Below are 5,459 nucleotides of genomic sequence, written 5' to 3'. Positions count from 1 at the left end.
AACTCTTTCGCCAGTGATATGGCGGGCCTGGAAGAGCCCTGCGACATTCTCATCCCCGCGGCGATGGAGAATGCCATCCACATCGACAATGCCGAACGCATCAAGGCGCATCTCATTGTCGAAGCCGCTAATGGCCCGGTCACCTTCGAGGCCGATCAGGTACTGCGCTCCCGAGGCGTAACAATCCTCCCCGATCTCTATGTCAACGCGGGCGGTGTGGTGGTGAGCTATTTCGAATGGGTGAAGAACCTGACCCACATTCCATTCGGCTTGATGGAAAGGCGGCGGCGGGAGCGACGCAACCAGACGATCGCCACAGCACTCGAGCGCATGACTGGCAAGACGTTTCCTGCGGACATGCGCGAGGAATTCCTTGAAGGCGGCGCTGAGATCGATTTGGTTCGGTCCGGCCTCGAGGACGTCATGCGAAGCACTTGGGTGAACATAGCCGATCTGCTGCACGCGCAGCCGGAACTTCGCGACTACAGGACGGCAGCCTACGTTACGGCTATTCGCAGGATTGCTGCGGCGTACGAAGCCATAGGCATCTGAGTGCCAATCGATGTGCAATTGATCAGAACCCGAAAACAGTCACTTCTTGCCGCTGCGTCCGGTCTCCCCAACGACCACGACGTTAGCGGCGCGCCCTGCCGGTTTACCTCCCGACCGGCTGGGCGCCTTTTCTGAGACGCTGGACGGTGACTAGTTTTTGGGAGTGAATAGCACCGATTAAGTCGAAACCATATGACCTCCATCACATATATTAGCTGCGACACCCCTGCAGCTTTCCCCCAGCAGAAGCCACCAAACGTGGACTTGCCGCTGAAGCCTGCGAGCACTTTGGCGAGTGTCTGGGGGCTTTGGAGCGCGCACGCCATGGTGTGACTGACGCAGGCTGGAGCAGGTGTTACGCGGCAGTGCTCTTGCGCGATTGTCAATGTCCCACCGCTGCCGCAGATCTTCACTGATACGTTGCCGGTGAGTTAAGGAAAGCTGCTGACAAGGACAACATGCAAGCTGTGTTCGAGAGATTTTTGGAACGGCTTTCAGAAAGCGTCGATGAGGCTGATCTCCGCGGCGCCATGGCCGATGTCGCCTCTGGACTCGATCTGCTCGCTTTTGCCTACCTCTCCTTGCCACCGCGCTCCGACGATAAACCCACGCTGATCTCGAATTATCCAGTGCCCTGGACAGCACGCTATCTTGAGAATCGGTATCAGAGTGTTGATCCGGTCATTGTGCGTGCACGCTGTGGCGGATGTCCATTTCGATGGGGATCCGATCTGAGCTGCGAGGATGCTTCAGGGGCTCAGGTTTTCGAAGAAGCGGCGCAGTTTGGCATCTGCTGCGGCATGACGATCCCGATTATCGATCGCCTAGGGAATTTTGCGGCGATGACCTTTGCCGCTGACAAGCCCGATCCCGTATTTTTCCGCGCCGCAGAACGCCATGAAGAAGGTCTCCCGTATATCGCGACCTGTTTTCATATGTTCGTTCGCCGCAAACTGTCCGCCGATCGAAAGATCGATGGTGTCTTGCTGACGCCGCGCGAATACGAGTGCCTGCAGTGGGCAGCAAAAGGCAAGTCCGATTGGGCGATCGGCTGCATCCTGGGGATCACGCGGCGCACGGCCGCTTTTCATCTGGGCAACGCTCGCCAGAAGCTTGGGGTGGCGACCACCAAACAGGCAATTGCGCGTGGCCGTTTCGGGTTTCTCGGTTCACTGACAAGTTAGCCTCACCTGTGCAACGTCACAGAGTGCCCTGGCGTGAAGATTCGTCCCCTATGGCTAGGAATTTCCCCGGCGAGGAGCCTTTGATGATCCAACTTGTTCCGCCCGACAGCTACGACGACTTTGTCAACGAACTGCATGCAATGCACCGCAGGAACGTCTGGACTGGGACGCGCGACCCCATGGCAGTTACGAGATCGATTCCTTTCTACGCGCCCAGACCGCACCACCTTTTGCTGCGCCCTCTCGACGGTTCTGTCGATGGTTGCGTCCGCCTTCTGCCCTGGACAGGCCCGACAATGCTTCGCCACACATTTCTCGTGCCGTTGGAGGGCAAGACTCGGCCTGCGGACCCGAGCATCTGGGAAAGCAGCCGCTTCGTGCTCGACATTCCTTCATCCGCACCGAAGGGCGGGGGTGGAATTGCGTTGGTATCTATGAGCTATTTGCCGGCATGATCGAGTTCGGCGTCGCGCCGGCTCAGCCGCATCATCATAGTTACCGATTTGCGCATTGAGCGCATCCTTTGATGCTGGCTGGCCGCTGGAGCGGATCACAGAGCCGCGGTCTCACGCGTGCGCCGGCCAGCTATGTCGAAGTGGCAAGAGACTGCACGTAGTGCGGCGAAACGCTGGCATTGGCCGTCCGGTGCTATGGGCGCGGATGCTTCGCCGCGTCGCATCACCCTAGCGGGGCGGGCAGGGTAGTGCCCTCATGCCGACATATTTTGGGGGCAGAGACCGGTTTCGCCCGACTGGTGGGATGAAAGATCGATACGACTATACCGCTCAGCTGACGCTGCGCGGTTGGCCTGGGAGTTCTTGCGGCGCGATGCGGCATTCCAGCGTGATCTGCTCGCCACGCTCGGGCAGGCCAACAATTTGTCGCGCGGAGCCTCCATCGAGGTGATCGCGTCGGCCGGCGACCATAAGCGCCGAGGCAGCAAGCGCCGCCGAACCCAAACCTTGACACTCCAGCGCGTTCCAAAGTCCGTCTCAAGTGCGGTGAAATAGACGACGGGCTAGCTCGCAGACAGTTAAGTCCGCATGCGGGCAATGGCCCAGGATTCGAAGGCGATCAAGATGGGCTGCCGTTCGTAGGCGACTGACCAGTGTCATCATTGGGTCAGCATCAAGCCACACAGAAGACTGAGCGCTCATCCTACTGACTTGGTCATTTGGCATTCTCCGCAGATACTACAGGCATCGAACAAATTATGTTGTTGCTATCCCAGGTTTAACCCACTGACCTCAGATATTACGATAAGCGTATCATTCCCCGCAGTTTGGAGTTGCTAAGAGTCTATGAATTTCTTTGAAGAATCTGTTGCAACGCCTGCACGCGAATTGGCGAGGTGCTGATCAGGCCGGGGAGACTGGTGAACTGCTAGGCTAGTTTCCATCCATAAACAGTAAGCGATTGATTCTATTAGTGAATCGTAGCTTTGCGCGAGCAAGGCCCGGCGGTTTCAGGTATCTTGGATCATGCCACTGATTCCAAAGTCCTGCCACCGCCGGAGCCGACAATGCGCCAAGAACGCACCGTCCAAGCCAGCATATTCGATCTTTTCGCCGCGCACGAGATCGGCCACGAGCTGAAGGCGATGTCGCAATGGCTGGATGAGCATTGCGATCTGCTTGGCTTGGTGGCTTGTGACTTGGTGCGGGTTGGCGTCAAGGCTACCGGACGGCAAGGCCTGCCTGCTGAAGCGGTGCTGCGTTGCGCGCTTCTCAAGCAATACCGGCAGTTGAGCTATCAGGAGCTGGCGTTCCATCTTGAGGACTCCGCCTCGTTTCGCGCCTTTGCTCGACTGCCATGGTCGTGCAGCCCACAGAAGTCGGCGCTCAAAAGACGATCAGCGCGAATCCGGCCCGAGACCTGGGAACAGATCAACCGAACCCTGCTTTTGGGCGCTCGGCAGGTGAAGCTCGAATACGGCGCGGTCGTGCGGCTGGATAACACCGTGACCTTGGCGCTCATGCATGAGCCGAGCGACAGCAGCCTGTTGTGGGATGCCGTGCGGGCCATGGTGCGTCTGCTGAAGCGCGCTGACGCCTTGATTGGTGGCGCGGGCCTGGAATGGCGCGATCATTGCCGCGCGGCCAAGAAGCGGGCCCGCAAGATTCAATTCACGCGCGGTCGACCCAATCGGGTCCAACTCTACCGCGAGCTGACCGCGATTGCCCGCGCGACCTTGGCCTGTCTGGAGCAGGCGAGCGCATGCCTTGCCAGTGCTCCCGATCCGTTCGTCGACCTGTGGCAAAGCTAAGTCCGGCACTATCGGCCGCTGATAGAACGCATCATCAGACAGAGCGAAAGACGCGTGTTGGCCGGCGAGCCGGTGCCGGCCAGCGAGCAGTCGGTCAGCCTGTTCGAACCGCATGCCGACATCATCGTCACAGGCAGCCGCGACACCGAGTACGGCCACGAACTAAACCTGACCACCGGCAGGAGCGGCATGATCCTCGATCTGGTGGTCGAAACCGGAAACCCGGCCGACAGCGACCGCTTGCTGCCGATGCTGGAGCGCCACATCGCCTTCTATGGTCAGGCACCGCGGCAGGCGGCCGCCGATGGTGGTTTCGCCACTCGCGCCAACCTGGCCACGGCGAAGGCGTGGAGCGTTTCCGACATGGCCTTCCACAAGAAAGCTGGCCTTAGGATCGAGGGACATGGTCAGAAGCAAGTGGGTCTATCGCAAGCTGCGCAACTTCCGCGCCGGCGTCGAGGCCGGCATCTCATGCCTCAAGCGTGCTTACGGTTTGGCGCGTTGCACCTGGCGCGGCCTCGATCACTTCAAGACCTACGTCTGGTCCTCGGTCGTGGCCTACAACCTCGTCATCTTCACCCGCCTCAAGCCGACCTGAACTGACCCGGCATCGCAGTTGCCCCGCGCCGACCCATGCCGGCCGCCACCGCACGCGCCGGTGACACTATTCTGGCGACAAACAGCACTCTTCGACCCGTCCGCGCCCGTCAACGCGCCTTCAGCCAGCGCGCAACTCATTGTAAATGCTGTGAAATACGCACGTTTATGGACGGAAACTACGCTAGGGAGGGATTCGGAATTGAAAGCGTATCTCGCTTGTCGTTTTTGCATCACGGCAATCAGTCTGCTGGAAAATCGACGGTTGCGAGCAGGGGGTAAAGACAGGCGGCCAAATCGACAAGCGTTGAACGTCGGACAAAGACCCAGGTAGCGCCGTTTTGCGATCGCCTCCTCGCCCGGTGGCCGCACCCACATTCACCTTTAGCTCCATCAGCCGCTCCGGGGCAAAGCCCGATCATTCGCGCAAGTTATCGGCGTCGGGGTCTTCTTCCCGAGCGCGCGCAGGTTCATCATGTGCTCGGTCATCGAGCTTGCGGGGCGCGTAGTACCCAAGCCCCTGTGTCGCCTTTCCGGATTCATTTTCGATCTCGACCTGGGACGAGGATGCGCGACTCGCGCAATGGCAGTGGAGCGCTATAATGAATAGTGTAAATGCATAAGGGGCGGTAAGCCGATAAAGCTGGCGCATACATCTACGCATGACGTATATCTTTCGTGCGCTGGAGGAGTCCTTGCTACCGCCCACACGTAGCCGCGTGGGAGCATATTTATTCAAATAACGGAGGAGGGCGTGACGGACGGGAAGAAATCCCATAGCGCGTCGCGCCGGTCATAGAACCATCTGAGCTCCATCAGGCAGTCGTCATCGACCTTGCGCGGCACATAGTCGAGCGCGT

At 59.2% G+C, this 5,459-nt stretch carries 4 protein-coding genes and 1 pseudogene; all 5 read left to right on the top strand.

Translation table 11 applies throughout. The annotated features are described in order from the left end of the window. Nucleotides 1–552: Rossmann-fold NAD(P)-binding domain-containing protein (locus AC0L3N_RS33515; RefSeq protein ID WP_473551939.1), on the top strand; the 552-nt coding region annotated here is incomplete at its 5' end. Nucleotides 553–1,010: 458 nt separating this feature from the next. Further along, nucleotides 1,011–1,736, top strand: a complete 726-nt coding sequence (locus AC0L3N_RS33510; RefSeq protein WP_473551937.1) for a helix-turn-helix transcriptional regulator — start codon at nucleotides 1,011–1,013, stop codon at nucleotides 1,734–1,736. 50 nt (nucleotides 1,737–1,786) lie between these two features. Then, a complete protein-coding gene (locus AC0L3N_RS33505; RefSeq protein WP_473551935.1) occupies nucleotides 1,787–2,191 on the top strand; it encodes an acyl-homoserine-lactone synthase in 405 nt (134 codons plus the stop codon). A 264-nt stretch (nucleotides 2,192–2,455) separates the two neighbouring features. Continuing rightward, nucleotides 2,456–2,746, top strand: a complete 291-nt coding sequence (locus tag AC0L3N_RS33500) for a transcriptional regulator domain-containing protein (protein WP_473551941.1) — start codon at nucleotides 2,456–2,458, stop codon at nucleotides 2,744–2,746. Nucleotides 2,747–3,258: 512 nt separating this feature from the next. Then, nucleotides 3,259–4,600: pseudogene (locus tag AC0L3N_RS33495) on the top strand (ISNCY family transposase). Nucleotides 4,601–5,459: the final 859 nt, after the last annotated feature.

It is taken from the genome of Mesorhizobium sp. WSM4807 (assembly GCF_055811615.1).
The sequence above is the reverse complement of the archived record's forward strand: the minus strand, read 5'-3'. Positions and strand labels throughout refer to the sequence as shown.